We start from the raw sequence: 14,931 nt of genomic DNA on the forward strand, positions 1-14,931 counted from the left end.
TGAGCTGATGACGGACCCCGCCTTCGATCCCGCCGCCCTCGTCTCCGTGCTGCGCGCCCAGGAGGAGCGCCTGGTGCTGCGCCGGTTCACGCACGAGGACGCCTGGCGCCTGGGCTGCCTGCTGGCCGACACGGCCCGGCAGCGGTCGGCGCCGGTGACCATCGACATACGCCGCGGTCATCAGCAGGTGTTCCACTGCGCGCTGCCCGGCACGTCACCGGACAACGACGACTGGATCGACCGCAAGCGGCGGGTGGTCGAGCGCTTCTCGGAGAGCTCGTACCTGGTGGGCACGCGGTTCCGCGCGAAGGGGACGACGTTCGAGGCCTCGTCCCCGCTCGATCCGTGCCTGTACGCGGCGCACGGCGGCTCGTTTCCGATCCGGGTGGAGGGGGCCGGGGTCATCGGCACGGTGACCGTCTCGGGGTCGGCGCAGGCGGAGGACCACGCGATGGTGGTCGAGGCCCTGGAAACCTTCCTCGCCCCGGCCGTGCCGCCGACGCCGGCACCTGCACCTGCCCCGCAAGAGCCGGGCGCCCCCACCGCGCCACCGGCCGTGCCGCCGCAGGGCACACCGCCGCCGCCGGCCCCGTAGCCGGCGGGCTCCGGCCCGGCCCCGGCAAGCGCGTCTCTCCGGCCGCGGCTCACTGCCGTGCCCGTCGCCACCGGGGCGGGCGCGCGGCCGCTGCCGCCGTGGTCACGGCTGCCTAGACTCCGTCCATGCCGAGCTCTGAACTCCCGCGGATCAACGCCTTCTTATCCGCCTTCGCCCGCCGCCAGGCCGCGCGCATCGTCGAACTCCCCGGCGGGTTCGCCGTGTACGACGACGCCTTCGCCCATTCCCGCGCCGACAACCAAGTCGTCATCGAAACGGCCGTCGATCCCGAGGCGCTGCCCGCCGTCGCGGAGGAAGCACTGGGCCATCTGCCGCACCGGATGATCTCCGTCCTGGACGACGAAGCCGGAACGGCGTGCGCGGAGCGGCTGGTCCGGGCCGGATACACCCACTCCGTCCATCTGGTCATGCTGCACACGGGCCCGGTGCCGGCCGGCGGACCCGCGGACGAGGTGGACCTCGACACGCTGCGTGCTCCGCTCACCCGGCGATGGCGGGGCATGCTTCCGGACGTCGGCAGCGAGGTCATACGCCACCTTGTCGACCGACGGGAGGCCCGCTCGCGCGGGGCCGGCGTCGTCCGCTTCATCGGTGCCCGCACGGACGAAGGCGAAGTCGCCTCATGGGCCGATCTCTACGTGGACGCGGCGACCGGCACGGCCCAGATCGAGGACCTGGTCACCTCGGAGGCCCATCTCGGACGCGGTTACGGCAATGCCGTCCTGACCACCGCCCTGCGCCTGGCCGTCGAGGAGGGCTGCGGTACCCGGTTCCTGATCGCCGACGCGATGGACTGGCCGCGCCGGTGGTACGAGCGTCGCGGCTTCTCCCCGATCGGCCGCTCGCACTGCTTCGAACGCGGCTGACCGCGGGACGGCAGGTGCCGGCTGTGGGCCATGTGCTCCGCCCTCTGGAGCCTGCGGCGCCGGTTCGGTCGGGCCGCGCGGGGCTCTTGCCGTCCGGCGGTCCATTCATTACCGTCGCGTAACACAGCGACTTACCCTTGGTAACCCTTGTGCCGGCACCCACCCGCACTCCCACCCCACTCACGCTCCCGGCCGACCTTCGGAGGACGACCATGCCCCCAGCCACGCCCCGGCGCCCCCGCCGCCCGCTGTTCCTGAGCGCCGCCGTCCTGACCGCCCTCGCCCTGACCGGCGGCGCCACGACCGCGGGCGCGGCCGAACAGACGGATGCCGCACGGCAGTCGGAGCACGCCGCCGCACCGCGCGACGTCATGCTCATCGGCAACGGCCAGGGCGGCACCGTCAGCTTCATCGACCCGAAGACGTTCGAGAACCTGGGCTCGTTCGACACCGTCCCCGATCTCGAGCAGCGCATCCGCGAGATGGACCCGATCGAGCGGATCGGCTACGAGACCGTCAACAGCATCCAGGGCTACCGCAAGCTCGTGGATGACATGGCCATGTCTCCGGACGGCCGGACGCTCTACGTCTCGCGCGGCGCCCTCTCCGACGCCGTCGCCTTCGACATCGCCAGCGGCACCATGCTCTGGCGCTACGAGACCGAGGGCTTCAAGGCCGACCACGCCGCCCTCTCCGAGGACGGCAGCAAGTTCATCGTCTCGGCCACCACCGCCGAGAAGGCCGAAGTCATCAACACCGCCACCGGCAAGCTGCACACCGAGTTCGCCACCGGCACGTACCCGCACGCCAACGACTACTCGCCGGACGGCTCGATCCTCTACAACTCCAGCATCGGCGTCACCTCGATGCCCAAGGCCCTCAACGGCCTCAAGGGCAAGCGCCAGGTCACGGCCGTGGACGCCGACACCTTCACGCCGCTGCGCACCTACGACTTCGAGTACGGCATCCGCCCGGCCGTCTTCACCGCCGACAACAAGACCATGTACGCGCAGCTCTCCTACCTCAACGGCTTCGTCGAGTACGACCTGGCCAAGGGCGAGATCAAGCGCACGGTCGAAATGCCGTTCAGCGACAAGGCCGCGAACATGGGCAGCGAGGACTACCCGCAGAACTCCGCCCACCACGGCATGGCCATGAACACCGCCGAGAGCAAGCTCTGCATGGCCGGCACCATCGACGACTACGTCGCGATCGTCTCCCGCCCCGGCCTGGAGACCGACGGCTACGTCCACTACGACACCGACGCCCTGCCGTACTGGACGGCCACCAGCCCGGACGGCAAGCACTGCTTCGTCTCGCTCTCCAACAAGAACGAGGTGTCGGTCGTCGACTACGCCACCGCCAAGGAGGTCGCCCGCATCCCCACCGGCCACTTCCCGCAGCGGGAACGCCCCGGGAAGGTGACGGCGGAGGCGCTGGAGGCCCTGGACCCGTCGAACGGCTGATGCCGCCGGCCGGCAACTCAACCGGTTCGGCAGCCGCTTGAGCAGCCGGATCGGCGGTGCGGACGCGGGTGTCCGGAGGTGAAGACCGCCTCCGGACACCCGCGCCGGCGTTTCCGCTGCCGTTTCCGCCGCCGTTTCGGCCACCGCTTCGGCCACCGCCTCCGGGAGAAATCTCCGGGACGTGTCCTCCGGATCCGGAACGGACGGGGTTTCAGAGGGTGGAGAGGCGCCCTCCCCCGATCCGTACACACCCGATCCGCAAGGAGACCCAGCCCATGGCACGGATGAGCAAGTACGTGACGGCCGCGTCGGTCGTCGCCGCCCTGGCGGTGGCACCCTCCCTCGCCCACGCCCTGGCGCCGGCGGGGTCCCCCGCCCCGGCCGCCGCCGAGTCCGCGGGGACGGACGCGTCGAAGGCGTCCGGAAAGGACCGGACCGCCGCGGCCTCCGACCTGCGCGTGGTGGCCCCCGGCGAGCGGGTCCAGGCCGCCCCCGGGGTGGAACTGTGGCTGACGGCGGACGGCAAGCACTGGTCCACGCCGGACCAGGAGAACCAGTTCCGCAGCGTCACCGACGGCAACCTCGACCTGAGCCGGCCCGGCGTCACCCTGCAGTCCGAACCGGTCGGCGACCGCTACTTCCACTCCGGCATCTACCACAGCGAGGGCACGCCCGCCCGCGTCGAGATCGTCACCGCGGACGGCCGGACCGGCGGCACGCTGGTGACCCTGGCCGGAGAGCCCGGCTGGGGCGCCTGGTACACCACCACCGCCCTGCCGGGCGCGGGCGCGGGCGCGGGGGCGAAGACGGAGCGGCAGCGGGGCGCGGCGGCGGGCTCGTCGCCGGGGAGCTTCGTCCGCTCCGTGACCGTGTACGACACCGAGGGCGGCGTCCTGGCCGAACTGCCGGTCCGTTAGCGGCGGGGCTGCCGTAGAGCGGGCCCGCCGCACGAAGCCGGCGGGCCCGGTGTCTCCGCGCCGGTGGCCGTCGAGGCCGACGGGCCGGGCGCGGAGCCCGGGCCCGCCGGCCGGTCACCGGCCGCACCCGCCCACCCCGCCGCCACCAGCCCTGCCCGGTCGCGCCGCCGCGCCGGTCATCCGCAGCCCGGGCCGCCCGTACCACCGCCGCACAGCCGCACCGGCCAACGCGTGTTACCCGTAACGCCCCACCACGCCCCCACACCTCCACACCCCCACATCCCCACACCTCCACAGCCGAAGGAACCGCTTGCCCGTGACGGAGGAGAGCCATGGCGAGTTCGCCGAGTTCGCCACCCGTGCCTGGCCCCGCCTGGTGCGTACCGCTCATATGCTCACCGGGGACTTCCACGAGGCCGAGGACCTGGTCCAGACGACGCTGGCCAAGGTCTACTCCCGCTGGCGGCGGATACCGCGCGACGACGTCAACGCCTACGTGCGCCGGGCCCTCGTCAACAACAACCTGAGCCGCCTCCGCAAGAGACGCGTCACCCATCTGCTGATGCCGTTCCTCCCCGAGTCCGCGCACCGCCCGCACGGCGGCCACGCCGAGACGGTCGAGCACCGCACGGCGGTCGACGAGGCGCTGGCGACGCTGCCGCCCCGCCAGCGCGCGGTCATGGTGCTCCGCTACTGGGAGGACCTGAACGAGCAGGAGATCGCCGCGGTGCTGGGCTGCTCGGTCGGCACGGTCAAGACCCATGCCCGGCGCGGGCTCCAGAAGCTGCGCGCCCACCCCCTCTTCGCCCGGAACCCCTCCGACTCCGGAGTTCGCCGATGACGTCCCGGCCCGACACGGAACGGCTGCGTGAGGTCTTCACCGAAGCCGCCCGCGACATCACCCCGTCCCCCGTCCCGCTGACCGAGATCACCAGGGCGGGCACCGCACGGCACCGCCGCCGCGTGGCCGCCCTGGCGGCCGGCTGCCTGCTGCTGCTCCCCGCGAGCGCGGCAGCAGTCCACTACGCCGCGTTCCCCGGCGCCTCGACCGTGCGGCCCGCCGCGCCCCCGCCGTCCTCGCCCGCCGTGGAGCCGACGCAGGAACCACCGGAGTCCGGCAGCCCCCGAGTGGTGCGGCCGGAGGAGCGGGTACGGGCCGCGCCCGGTGTGGAACTGTGGCTCACCGCGGACGGGCTGCACTGGTCCTCCCCGGAGCAGCCCGGCCAGTTCCGCAGCGTCACCGACGGCAATCTCGACCTGAGCCGGCCCGGCGTCAGCGTGCACTCCGAGCCGGCCGGCGACGACCGCTACTTCCACTCCGGCGTCTACCACGGCCGGGGCACGGCCGCCCGGGTGGAGATCGCCACCGGCCGGGGCACGGTCAGCGGCCACCTGCTGCGGCTGCCCGGCGACCCGGGCTGGGGGGTCTGGTACGCCACCACACCTCTGCCGGGACGGGACCGGGCCGCGACGGAAGGCACCGAGTCCGCGCGGGACTCGGACGGCATGAAGGGCCCGGGGCTCGCGGACGGCACGGATGGCCCGGACACCCCGGGCGCGTCCGCACCCGCCCGCAGGGTGACCGTCTACGACACCCGGGGCACGGTGCTCGCCGAGCTGGTCACGGGACGGGGCGGGGCCACCACGGCCGACCCGCACGGCGGCTGACAACCCGTGGAACGCGAACCGGTCGGGGCAACACCGAGGCCGCGCACAGCCCGAGACCCACGCCGACCGGGGGCTGACACCGGCCGAGGCGCGGACCGGCCGAGGCGGACACCGGCCGAAACGGCGGGCCGGACCCCGCCGCTCGGCGCTGTCTCCGCGCCCGAGCCCCCCAGGCGGTTACCGGGCCTCCCACTCCGCACGGCTCAGCTCGTACCGGACCTCGCCGTGCTCGGCGCCCTCGATGTACTCCGGCCACTCCTCGTGGAACGTGCGGACGTACACGAGCCCGGCCTTCTCCATCACCCGCCGCGAGCCCCGGTTGACGGCCATGGTCTCCGCGAAGAGCCGCTCGACGCCGAGCTCGGTGAACGCCGCGCGGACCAGGGCGCGGGCGCCCTCGGTGGCATAGCCGCGCCCCCAGGCGTCCTGGCGCAGCCGGTAGCCGAGCTCGCACTCGCGCCCGTCGCCGTCCACGGGCCGCAGCTCGAACCAGCCCACGAACCGCCGCCCGGCGGCCTTCTCCTCGGCGGCCCAGTACCCGAGACGGCCGCCGTGCTCGGCGTCGAGGCGCAGCATGCGCGGCAGCGTCTCCTTGCGGATGACGTGACGGGGCGTCGGGATGCCACCGGTGAGGAAGCGCATGACGCCGGGATCGGCGTCGAGAGCGACGAGATGCTCCTCGTCACCCTCGGTGAACCGCCGCAGAACAAGCCGCTCGGTCTCCAGAAACACCATGCGCCAGGTCCTACTTCCCTACTTCACGGACGCCGGGGGCTCGGACGGAATGACGGGGTCGTTCTCGCAGTCGAGAGTGCGGGCCACCACCTGGGCGGAGTGCAGGAGGTGTTTCATCCGCGTGCGGGCGCCGGACTCACCGGTCAGGGTGTCGACCATCTCTCCCATGATGGGAACGCCGTCTTTCTGCTCCGCCGGCGCACCAGGAATCTGACATCTGAAATAGACGTTGTAACTGGGCGGATTCCCGAGTGACCACCGCCCGTAGACAAGCGCGACATCCGAATTCACGGGAACCTTGGCAAGCTTTCCGTCATCGTCAGATATATCCCCGAAGGAATGAACTGAGCGTGTATATCTGATATCGAACGCCTCGCCTGGAGGTTTTCCCGCCACACTGGCTCCGCAGACGTGAGCGTCTGCGAACGAAAAATAGCCGTCGGTATCGTCCGGGTCCCAGGTTCGCAACTGTTTGTAGAACAGCGAGCGAACCGTATCGAGATCGTCAGTTCCCCCCAAATGCAGGTCCCCCTCCACACTGGCTTCCAGCCATGACATGCCGGCATCGCCCAGAATCTTGCGACAGTGGGGACGTTCCCCGACTCCCTCGCCGTTCTCGTGGGACTCTCCCGCACCGCAAGAACTCAACACGAGCACAGCCATCAGCGACGACACAGCCACCGCCTTCCTCATCAGCTCCACCCTCGCGCATCATCGGTATCGGAAAATCGAACACCGTTGTTGTAGCTTGTCTCAGCAGCCCTGGTGAATTTCTCCACCTCATGGACATCCATTCCGCGCGCTTCCGCGTAATTCAACAAGGGCACCATCATATTTTTGCGACCCTCTGCTTGAGCACGCTGAATTCCTTCGACCGCCTGGGCGTCGTTGCTGTACGCGCGCTCGTCCAGCCAGTCAATGGTCTCCGTGGCGAACCGGGTGTCGGCAGCGCTTTGGGTCGTGTCGAAAGCCAAGGGGACGGCCACCATGGCGACGGCCCCTACGGGTGGGGCGACGAGTGCCGCGCCGACGCCGACCGTGGTGGCGACCGCCGTCGAGACACCAAACTTGCGCCACTCCGCCTGCTTCTCCAGGGCCTTGTTCTTGGCGGCTTCGTCGTCAGCGAACTCCTTGCCGATGGCTTCGGAACGGGCCGCGTCCAACAGACCGTGCATCTTGGCGCTGTGCAGGCCGGCACTTTCCGCATTCTCTTGATCGGCGCCTTGAGCGGCCATGGCACTGGAGCCGTATACCTGCTGTGCCGTGGAGAGGGTGTCGTAGGAGTCCTTGTCCGAGGCCAGCGCCCGCAGGAAGCCGGCGCTCGTCTTCTCACCGAAGTCCCGGAGGTGGTTCTTCTCCAGCCCGTACCGCTCGTTCCTGCCGTTGAGTTCCCCGCTGTCTCCATAATTGTCCATTGAGTAGTTCAGGCTGTCGATGTGGCCGCTCGCCATCCGCGTGAGGCTCTCCCGCACGCCGGGCTGAGCATCGACCGCCTCCGGCCCCTTGTAGTGGTGCACCACCCGCTCCATCAGCGCCGTCCGCGCATCACGGGCCTCGATGTCCGCCTCCGTCTTCAGTGGCGGAACAGCCGGGTCCCGGTCGTCGTACGGGTGACCGAGGGTCGCGGACTCCAGGGCGCGCCCGAGGGTCTCGTATCCGGCCGGCTCGCCGTCGTCGTTCACCGGCCATTCCCGGGCACCCTCGCCTCCCCCGACGAGATACTCCCAGTTGCCGAGGCGGTCAGGGCTTTTCTCTCCCGATCCCCCACCCGTGGTTTCCCCGAAAAACTCCAGAGACGCCTGCGGGTTGTGGCCGAGGGATTCCAGAAATCCGGCGACGGGGTCGACAGCGGGGTTCTTGTCGTCCGGCGGGTAGCTCAGTTGCGTCATGCGCCCCGCGCTGTCCCAGAGCGACTCCGGCTTCAGGAAGTGGCCACGCTCGAACTCCAGCAAGGTCTTGCCGTAGTCATCCAGAAATCCGGAGTCGAACTTCCCCTTGGCCATCAAGCTGCTCATCACCTGGAAGCCGTAGGGAGCGCTCACGACACCGGGATAACCGAACGGCTTCTCCCCGGCGGCGATGATGCCGCTCTTCCAGTCCTGCACGGCCCGGCTGTCGCCGTGGGAAGCGGTCGCCAGGGTGAGGCTCAGGTTGTCCTGCACCCGGGCGAGGAGCTCCGCCCGTTCCCCGGTGGGAGTGCGCGGAGGGCCGGCGAGGTCGCGCCAGAACTGGAGGGTGCCCTCGGGGCCCAGCTTGGTGACGAAGCGTTCGGCGAAGGCCGGGTTGTCACGCTGCCGCGCTGCGGTCTCGTTGAAGAACTTCAGCTCGTCGAGGGTCATCCCGTCGCGCTTCGCGGCGAGTTTCAAGAGCGTGTCGGCGTCCGCCCTGCCCTGGCTGCGTTCGGCGTCGTCCAGGCCCTTGTAGCCGCTCTCGTCGAAGTCGTAGGCGCTCGACGCGTGCCGCCGGAGGGCCCGCGCGGCGATCCGGTCGACCTCCTTCGCCGCGGTCATGATCCGCCGGATCTCCGCGGCCGCGCTCCGGAGTTCCCCCTCGGTCGGTGGCTCCGCCTTCGCCTTGCCGGGTGACTGGTGCGGGATGGTCGGGACCGGAAGGGCGCGGCCCTTGCCGTCGATGTAGATGTCCTGCTTGCCCCACCGTGCGATGGCCTCCGCCATGTCGGCCTTGTGCCGCTTCAGCTCCGTATGCGCGTCCCGCAGGATCCGCTGCACGCTGCGCGCCTCGGTGAGGATGTCGTCGAACTGCCGCGCCGTCACCGCGACGAACTTCCTGGTGACCGTGGCGTTGTCGCCCTTCCAGTCCGCCGACTCGGCCTTGCGCTTCAGGTCGGCGGCGCTGATCCCGCCGTCTCCGCCTCCGGCCAGCTTCTCCAGCTTGCCGACCATCACCTTCCACTCCGAGGCCGCCGTGCCGAGTGTGCCCAGATGCAGGTCGCTGAGCTGCTGGGGGGTCATCATGCGTCGGGCGCCCTACTTGATGTAGTCGTAGATGCGGGACACGGTCATCTTCCGGCCGTCGGCGTTCCGCATGTCCGTGGCGATCTTCTTTTCGTCCTCGGCGTGGACGCCGCGCGAGTAGTCGAGGTGGTTGGAGATGTGCGCGCACGCCTCCTTGAGCGTGGTCAGCTTGGTGTTCCAGGCGTCGTGCTCCTCCAGGAGGGCCGACCCCAGGTCCAGGTCGTCGCCGATGAGTTCGATGGCCGCGTCGTAGGTGGCGGGGCGCGCGTAGTCGCCGTCGGTCGACAGCCGCTGGCGCAGATCACGCGCCATGTCACCGAGCTTCCCCAGCTCGTCGCTGCGGACGACGAGATCCGACGACCCACCGCCGCCGCCCGCGGGCGGCGCGTTGTTCACGCGCACGCCCACCCCGTCTCCGCCGGCGGCCTCTGTCTTGAGCCGCTCCCACTCTTCCCAGGTCATCGCTCTCCCCGTATCGGCCCGTGGTCGTCACTACAAGACCGTTCGCACACACGGTACTTGTGGTGCGACTGTCGGCCATGACGGCGCTCACCGGAACGGCGGGCGAGTCGCCGTCCCCCGGACGCCGCTGCCGTCGGCTCAGCTCCCCGGGCGCCGGGGTCCGCCCTTGCCGGCCGCCGCCGAGGGCGCCGCCGTGCCGCCGCCCCTGAGCAGCCAGGCGCGTTCGGCGGCCGACCACGTGGTCGTCGTGACGAGATACAGCCCGGCGGCCAGGGGCACCACGGCCGCCGTGATCAGCGTGCCGAAGGAGAGCAGCGGCAGCACCTTCGCCACCCCGGCCATAGCGGGGAGGCCGGGCATCCCGGCCCCGGCTCCGGCCTCCGCCGCGGCCGCGTCCGGCGCGCCCGCCGCCATGGCACGGCGGGCACGGAGGTACGTCCAGGTGGCCACGGCCGCGATCAGCGCGAAGAGGACGGCGTAGACGAGGCCCTGCGCGCCGAACGGTCCGCCGTCGCGGAGGGCGTCGGCCCAGTGGCCGCCGAGGGGGGCGGCGAACAGCCGGGCATCCAGCAGCTCGTTGGCCCGCCCGCCAACCTCGGAGGCGGAGAAGAGCCGGTACATCACGAAGAAGACCGGGGCCTGAACGAGCATCGGCAGACACCCGGCCAGCGGCGAGGAGCCCTCGCGGGCGTAGAGCTCGGCCGTCGCGCGCCGCAGCCGCTCGGGGTCGCGCCGGTGCTTCCGGTGCAGTTCGGCGACGCGCGGCGCCAGCCGGGCCCGTGCCTTCTCACCACGGACGGCGGAGCGGGTCAGGGGGTGCAGGGCGAGGCGCACGCCCAGGGTGAAAAGGACGATCGCGACGGCGGTGGCCGATGCCGCGAAGAGGGGTTCGAGGGAGCTCGCGAGCAGCGAGACGAGGTGCGCGAATACGGACATGGATGAGCCCTCCCGGGTCTCGTCGTGCCGAGGAAAGGGGGTGTCGGCGTGACGAGCCGTGCAGGCGTGCCCCCCCGCGCACGCACCGCCCTGTGGAGGGGGGCGTGGCGGCAGTTGGGGGCGCCTAGCCGGCCGTCGGGAGGAGACGGCCGGGCGCCCGGGGCCGCGGACGGCCGGAGGCGTCGGGATCGCGCTGCGGGAGGAAGGCCGTACGGCGTTCGCGGTCGCGGAGCGCGGTCCGTACCCGGGTGGGCGGTACGGGACGGGCGCAGCGGGCGGCGAGGACGGCACAGACGAGCAGGGCCGCCCCGGCCGCGGCGGTCGCCCCGGCGGCGAAGGTGACGGCGCCGGCGAGGGCACCCTCGGCGAGGCCGCCCTGAGCGAGCAGCAGCCCGGAGAGGAGGACGAGCAGCAGGCTGAGGTGCGTCCGCGTCACGCCCCTGAGGCCCATACCGCCGCTCCCCCCTTTCACTGCCCGGCACCACCGGGGCAACCGCCCCGGCGTTCCGATGCTAACCCGGCGGCGGCACCGCCAGCGTCCGCCGTGGGGCGCCGGTTGCCCAACGGCGGGGCGGAGGGCGGCACTTGTCGCGACGGCAGGCCGGGAGGCGGGGACGGACACCGGCACGGCACCGGCGTCGGCGTCGGCACCGGCGTCGGCGTCGGACGCACAGCCCCGGTCCGTTACGGCCTCACAGCCCGGCCCGGACCGCACAGCACCACCCGCAGCCACCGCCACATGCCCACGATCACAGCCCCACCCTGGCTTGTGACGCAGGTCACACAACAGCGGGTCATATGGACCGCCCCGCTCCCCCGTATCCCCAACGCAAGACCAAACAGCACAACACTGACGAACAGTAGGAGTCGTGACATGAACCCCACCAGCACACGATCCGCCCTGGCCGGCATCGTCGCCACCACGACCGCCGTCGCCGCCCTGACCCTCGGCGCCGTCCAGGCCACGGCGGCCCCGGCGTCGGAGTCCCGGGTCAGCGCCTCCCAGGAGGCGGGAACGGCCCAGGTCCCCGGCTGGGTCCTGCGCGGCAAGTACTGGCAGTACGGCAACTGCGTCCTCGCGGGCAGGGAGGGCGTCCAGCGGCGCCACTGGGACCGGTTCCAGTGCGCCAACGGCACCCTCCAGTGGGTCCTCTGGACCAACCGCTGAGCGCTGCGGCCGACCGCCGCCGCAGCATCGTCCGGCTGATCGCTGCCCAGCACGCAGCGCGGGGGGCCGCGTGACGGAACCCGCGATCAGCCGGACAACTCCCCTCTCCCACGAAGACCGAGGACCCCGGGCCCGCGGGCGCGCCGAACGACACCGCCATGACGCACCGGAGGCACCGGAGGCACCAGACCCAACGGGCGGGCACCCGTCGCACCCTTCACACCGGACGCCCTCCCGAGCCGGCCCGCAGCCGGGCGCCCACCGCCACCAGGGCCCCGGCCGCGGGCCTCGGCCTGTGGCCGGTGCAGCGCGGGGTGACGCGAGGCGACGCGAGGCCGGGCAGGGACGGGACGGGCCGTCAGGATCCGGACAGGCGATCGACCAGGCCCCGCACCTCACCCCCGGCCCGCTGACCCGAGTCCCGTACCGTCCCGGACTGCCCGCCGCGCGGCCAGCGCCGGAATGGCCGCGATCTTCTCCGGCGGCAGCCGGTCCCAGAGCAGACCCGCGGGGCGATGCGGTGCGGAGCAGGCGATGACGTCATCGGGCGTCACGATGAGATCCACACCGGCGTCGTGGTCGCCAGCCGGGATCGGGCCGTCGACGACCTGGAGCGGATGCACGGTGGTCACGACGACCGTCTCCGCGGTGACGAGCCCGGCCTCGGCCAGCAGGGCGAACTCCAAGTCCGAATAGCCCGCCCCCTTCCCGATCCGCACACCTTCCCGGTTCACCGCGACGCTGCCGAGAACCACGAGATCGATGGGCCGCATCTCGTCCACCTCCACGGTGGGCGCCACGGCCGCCGCCGTGCGACTGGCCGCCGCCTCGATCGGCGCGACGGCCAGCCGCGCCGGGTCGAGCAGATAGAAGGGCCGGGGCGTGGCCAGCTTCGGTACGGCCATGAAGACCGTCTTGCCGTCGGCGAGCGCCATGGCCCGCACCGCCAACTGGGCCTTGTCCGGCACGGCCTTCACCACGCGGGCGGCACGCCACTGCGGCAGCGAGGCCAGCCGGGCGGCGGCCTGCTCGGCCCCCTTGAAGTTCGGGATGCGGCCGTACACGGAGGTATCGTGCACGGCGTTCGCCTTGGTGAGGGCGTCCCACACCTGCCGCCGTATCCGCTGCTTCGCCTGATCTTGTTCACCGGGCACTTGATCACTCCACTCCAAGTCGCGTGCCTGCGTCAGCGCGACGTCATCAGGGCGAACAGTCGGTCCTGTACCTCCTGAACCTCTGGCTTCCGGTGCCACGGTCGCAGTTCGCGGACGGCTCCGAAAACGATGTTGAGCCCACCCCCGCCCCGGGTTCGTTCCAGTTCCTCGATCGCTGTGCCGAGCGTGGCGGTCGCCGCGCTGACCTCGCCTTGCCGGATGAGGGCGAGCGTAAGGTTTCCCAGCACGATCGAGCGCGACTTTCTGCCATCCCGCAGAGCCTCAGCTGTCTCCGTGAGCTGCTGCTCCGCACGACGGTATTGGCCAAGAGATAGGTAGCAAGAGCCGGCGAGACGGCTGAATTGGGCGGCGGACACCAGCTCCGCGCACGGGTCACAGTCGTCCACCCGGCTCAGCTGGGCCTCGGTGAGAGCCAGCTCTCGTTGACACTGCGCAGCCTGCCCGAGCATGGCCAGTCCTTCCGCCGCGTGAAGCCGGGCCAGCCCGGTCAGGGCGTGGCTGACCCGCTCGGCTAACTCAGCGACGCGATGAGTCAGTTGAACTCCGATCTGCCCTCGCCAGAACCGTAGAGAGCAACGTGGGCAGTTCGGAGCAGGGCCAGACCTTCGAGAACGGGGTCTCGCAGCAAGCGAGCAACTGCCGCGCTCTGGCCGTAGAAGGACCTGGCCGTCTGGTGATCCCGCCGCTGAGAGGCGTCCCACACGAGCTGCCCCATAAGCGCGGCGAAATCAGCCTGGAGACTGCGTAGTTCGCGTCGGACTCTGCCACGCCGCGCTTCCTCGGCGAGAAGCGTCACGCGCCCGAGCTGCTGCCCGGCTTCCGCGATGAGTCCGGCCGACGGAAACCGATCGTACCGATCAGCCAGGTCCTCGCAGTCCGCACGCAAGACAGCGCAGGTGCCGAGGTCCACGCGGTCGGGATGCCTCATGGCGTGCGCACATCGCTCTGCGTCCTCGTCAACGGGACCGGCGGCGTCGAACGCGTTGGTCGGCGCCGTCAGAAGCCGCTGCAGTTCCATGGCCGTCAGACCGAGAGCGCGACCCAGCCGAGGCCTTATCCATGGTTGTGGATCACACTTCCCGCTTTCCCAGCGGAAGACGGTTGATCGATCCACTCGGAGCAGGTGGGCGAGAGCTTCCTGTGTCAGCCCACGAGTTTCGCGTCGCTCGGCGAGACGCCGCCTCTTGGCCGCCATGCCCGCTCACTCCCCCAACCGACTCTGCGCAACGGGCCTGTTCAGCCATGGGAATGCCACACCGATGCGTCACAGGCGCCCCAATCCTGCCCTGGTTCCGGCTGCTTTCAAGCGATCTTCTTGATGTCTCACCCCTTTTGCGGACGAGCCCAGAACCGCTGCTGAAAGGAACTTCGCCATGCACCGCCCCACACCGCTCCCCATGCCCTACGGGTTCCGCGTAGCGCCCCAACGTGACGCTGTCTCCGCGGCTCGGCGGCGCCTCGTGACCGTCCTCCACAGGTGGCGCGTCCCACTGTCCGAGGAGACCCTGCGCGACGTCGAGCTGATGTCGAGCGAGGTCATCACCAATGCGGTGGTGCACACGGAGGCCACCTGTGCCGTTGCCGTCCGCTGGACGGGGCGGCGTGTACGCGTCGAAGTGACCGATGACGGTCCGGGCCGGCCGGTGGTGAACTCCGACGGGTCGGAGGGAGAACACGGACGGGGGCTCGTCTTGGTGGAGTCCTTGTCCGCGGCCTGGGGCACCCGGCGCGTCCCCGCAGGCAAGGTGATCTGGTTCGAGGTCGAGCCGGAAGCGTGCAAGACCGGCATGGAAAGGCTCTCTACCTTGGTCCGCGCCACGGTCTCTCGTGCACACCCCGGGGCAGGCCAGCCGGCCCGCATTCGGCCCCGGATCGTCGTTCTCACCCATGACCACGATCAGCTTCCCCGGCACCTCCTGAGCTCGGGCTGATCAAGACCCTGCGCTC

General features: G+C 71.0%; 17 protein-coding genes and 1 pseudogene. 8 read left to right on the forward strand and 10 right to left on the reverse strand.

From position 1 onward, the window contains the following. Positions 1-7: 7 nt before the first annotated feature. The 6 genes from KBZ10_RS03825 to KBZ10_RS03850 all read left to right on the forward strand — a co-directional run bounded on the left by KBZ10_RS03825 (position 8) and on the right by KBZ10_RS03850 (position 5,533). Positions 8-595: a heme-degrading domain-containing protein gene (locus KBZ10_RS03825; RefSeq protein ID WP_210986012.1), complete on the forward strand. Its 588-nt coding sequence runs from the start codon at positions 8-10 to the stop codon at positions 593-595. 125 nt (positions 596-720) lie between these two features. Further along, a complete protein-coding gene (locus KBZ10_RS03830; RefSeq protein ID WP_210986013.1) occupies positions 721-1,482 on the forward strand; it encodes a GNAT family N-acetyltransferase in 762 nt (253 codons plus the stop codon). Between the two features lie 212 nt (positions 1,483-1,694). Next, positions 1,695-2,948: a YncE family protein gene (locus KBZ10_RS03835; RefSeq protein ID WP_210986014.1), complete on the forward strand. Its 1,254-nt coding sequence runs from the start codon at positions 1,695-1,697 to the stop codon at positions 2,946-2,948. A gap of 275 nt (positions 2,949-3,223) precedes the next feature. After that, on the forward strand, positions 3,224-3,865 hold the full coding sequence (locus KBZ10_RS03840) for a hypothetical protein (protein WP_247701733.1): 642 nt from the start codon (positions 3,224-3,226) through the stop codon (positions 3,863-3,865). A 316-nt stretch (positions 3,866-4,181) separates the two neighbouring features. Then, positions 4,182-4,706, forward strand: a complete 525-nt coding sequence (locus KBZ10_RS03845) for a SigE family RNA polymerase sigma factor (RefSeq protein WP_210986015.1) — start codon at positions 4,182-4,184, stop codon at positions 4,704-4,706. After that, positions 4,703-5,533 (forward strand): hypothetical protein, encoded by an 831-nt coding sequence (locus KBZ10_RS03850; RefSeq protein WP_210986016.1) that lies wholly within the window; start codon positions 4,703-4,705, stop codon positions 5,531-5,533. The genes KBZ10_RS03845 and KBZ10_RS03850 overlap by 4 nt, the downstream gene beginning before the upstream one ends. A gap of 177 nt (positions 5,534-5,710) precedes the next feature. Here the strand turns inward: KBZ10_RS03850 and KBZ10_RS03855 are convergent, their stop codons facing one another. From KBZ10_RS03855 to KBZ10_RS03880, 6 genes are all read right to left on the reverse strand, one after another. Further along, entirely contained in the window at positions 5,711-6,268 is a 558-nt protein-coding gene (locus tag KBZ10_RS03855; protein WP_210986017.1) for a GNAT family N-acetyltransferase, read from the reverse strand. An 18-nt stretch (positions 6,269-6,286) separates the two neighbouring features. Then, positions 6,287-6,970 carry a hypothetical protein gene (locus KBZ10_RS03860; protein WP_210986018.1) on the reverse strand — a complete coding sequence of 228 codons (684 nt, stop codon included), beginning with the start codon at positions 6,968-6,970 and terminating at the stop codon, positions 6,287-6,289. Beyond that, positions 6,961-9,243: a DUF6571 family protein gene (locus KBZ10_RS03865; RefSeq protein WP_210986019.1), complete on the reverse strand. Its 2,283-nt coding sequence runs from the start codon at positions 9,241-9,243 to the stop codon at positions 6,961-6,963. Before KBZ10_RS03865 ends, KBZ10_RS03860 begins: the two co-directional genes overlap by 10 nt. 12 nt (positions 9,244-9,255) lie before the next feature. Then, positions 9,256-9,705: a hypothetical protein gene (locus KBZ10_RS03870; RefSeq protein ID WP_210986020.1), complete on the reverse strand. Its 450-nt coding sequence runs from the start codon at positions 9,703-9,705 to the stop codon at positions 9,256-9,258. Positions 9,706-9,843: 138 nt separating this feature from the next. Further along, entirely contained in the window at positions 9,844-10,641 is a 798-nt protein-coding gene (locus tag KBZ10_RS03875) for a membrane protein insertase YidC (RefSeq protein WP_210986021.1), read from the reverse strand. Between the two features lie 124 nt (positions 10,642-10,765). Continuing rightward, a complete protein-coding gene (locus KBZ10_RS03880; RefSeq protein ID WP_210986022.1) occupies positions 10,766-11,092 on the reverse strand; it encodes a DUF6412 domain-containing protein in 327 nt (108 codons plus the stop codon). Between the two features lie 423 nt (positions 11,093-11,515). Here KBZ10_RS03880 and KBZ10_RS03885 point away from each other — a divergent pair, with 423 nt between their 5' ends. Beyond that, complete coding sequence (locus KBZ10_RS03885; RefSeq protein WP_210986023.1) at positions 11,516-11,809, forward strand: hypothetical protein; 294 nt, start codon at positions 11,516-11,518, stop codon at positions 11,807-11,809. A 395-nt stretch (positions 11,810-12,204) separates the two neighbouring features. On the opposite strand, the gene KBZ10_RS03890 is transcribed toward KBZ10_RS03885, so the two are convergent. The 4 genes and pseudogenes from KBZ10_RS03890 to KBZ10_RS29120 all read right to left on the reverse strand — a co-directional run. After that, entirely contained in the window at positions 12,205-12,963 is a 759-nt protein-coding gene (locus tag KBZ10_RS03890) for a 5-formyltetrahydrofolate cyclo-ligase (RefSeq protein WP_210986024.1), read from the reverse strand. A 32-nt stretch (positions 12,964-12,995) separates the two neighbouring features. Then, positions 12,996-13,433 (reverse strand): hypothetical protein, encoded by a 438-nt coding sequence (locus KBZ10_RS03895; RefSeq protein WP_210986025.1) that lies wholly within the window; start codon positions 13,431-13,433, stop codon positions 12,996-12,998. An 83-nt stretch (positions 13,434-13,516) separates the two neighbouring features. Further along, complete coding sequence (locus tag KBZ10_RS03900) at positions 13,517-14,002, reverse strand: hypothetical protein (RefSeq protein ID WP_247701802.1); 486 nt, start codon at positions 14,000-14,002, stop codon at positions 13,517-13,519. 42 nt (positions 14,003-14,044) lie between these two features. After that, positions 14,045-14,179 (reverse strand): annotated as a pseudogene (locus tag KBZ10_RS29120) (helix-turn-helix transcriptional regulator); the annotation flags it as partial. A gap of 202 nt (positions 14,180-14,381) precedes the next feature. Here KBZ10_RS29120 and KBZ10_RS03905 point away from each other — a divergent pair. Then, positions 14,382-14,915: an ATP-binding protein gene (locus tag KBZ10_RS03905; protein WP_247701734.1), complete on the forward strand. Its 534-nt coding sequence runs from the start codon at positions 14,382-14,384 to the stop codon at positions 14,913-14,915. Positions 14,916-14,931 lie beyond the last annotated feature (16 nt).

The organism is Streptomyces sp. F63 (assembly GCF_018070345.1).
Taxonomy (GTDB): domain Bacteria; phylum Actinomycetota; class Actinomycetes; order Streptomycetales; family Streptomycetaceae; genus Streptomyces.